The organism is Levilactobacillus hammesii DSM 16381 (assembly GCF_001434395.1).
GTDB classification, from domain to species: Bacteria; Bacillota; Bacilli; order Lactobacillales; family Lactobacillaceae; genus Levilactobacillus; species Levilactobacillus hammesii.
The window spans coordinates 1-1,229 of the sequence record NZ_AZFS01000035.1 but is presented as its reverse complement, the minus strand read 5'-3'; the positions used below and the strand labels follow the sequence as shown (position 1 = coordinate 1,229).

At 49.6% G+C, this 1,229-nt stretch carries 1 protein-coding gene; it reads right to left on the bottom strand.

The genetic code is table 11. The features are described from left to right. Positions 1–66: 66 nt before the first annotated feature. Positions 67–1,134: an IS30 family transposase gene (locus FD28_RS02155; RefSeq protein WP_235806832.1), complete on the bottom strand. Its 1,068-nt coding sequence runs from the start codon at positions 1,132–1,134 to the stop codon at positions 67–69. Between the last annotated feature and the right edge of the window lie 95 nt (positions 1,135–1,229).

Genomic DNA, 1,229 nt, shown 5'->3' with positions numbered 1-1,229 from the left:
CGAAAATTGCAAGAACAAGTTAGCCACACAAAACAGCCCCAGGATATTCCGATATCAAGATGGTGCCTAGGCCAAGCGCTGAGCCGAGCCGGCGGCGATGGCGAAGCGTTCGGCCGGTGTGTCGTAGTCTAGTAGACGACGAGGTGAACCGTTTAGCTTGGCTTGGATAGTGGCGATCCTAGCGGGGCTCACCGTATCCAGTGACAAACCTTTAGGTAAATCACGTCGTATCATGCGATTGTGGACTTCATTCGTGCCCCGTTCACATGATGTGTACGGATGGGCAAAATAGACAGGTGCCGTGTCGGCCATGACGGCCGCTAGGGTCGAGAATTCTGGACCGTTATCGGCGGTAATTGAACGAATCAGGTGACCATATTGACGTTTGATATCTTGCATGGCATAAGCGACCGAATCCGCATCACGGCCGTCAATTAATCGCAAAATGGCAGTTCGGGTTTGACGTTCGATCAAGTTCAACACGACGCTCTCATGCCCATTACGCTTACCAACGATCGTATCAATTTCGAAGTGACCGAATTCCGAGCGATCATTGGCCGCCTGCGACCGTTCTTCGATCCCGGGGCCGAGCCGCTTTTTGTTTTTAGGAATGTAATGGTGAGCGATGCGGCGCTGGGTCTTCTCCGTTAAATCGATATTGCGAATCTCTAAAAGTTGGGCATCAATATAGTGGTAAAGGGTCGACGTCGAGACCATCTCTTCCGCAAGAAATTTACAGTCGTGTTTGGCCCGACCAACCGCCTCATCCGGTGACCAGTCATCGGCCTTAAAGTGCTCTACAAAGTAGTTTAAGAAGGCTTGGCATTGGTCAAATTTGGAGGAACGGTGGCACCTTAAGCGATTCATCAGATAACGCGTGTGAGCGGCGTCTGGTAGGTATTTTGAAAAGGGCCGAAGCTTCCCGTTGACGCGCTTAACCTGACGCGTCTGGCCCCGTCTAAGCTCGTTATTGATTGTTTGTGGACAAACACCGATCGACTTAGCGATAGCGCGGTTAGAGGCACCAGCAGCGTGTAAAGCGGCAATGATTCCACGTTCAATTTCGGTCAAATGGTGACCCTTGCGACGAGATATGGTAAGCTGTTCTTGCATCAAGACGAAAACCTCTTTCATTGTTTGTGTAGGAACTTCAATGATACCGGATTTTTTCGTCTTGGTGTTTTTATTTTGTGTTAAAAGCAGTGGCTAACTTGATTTTAAAACTCGCC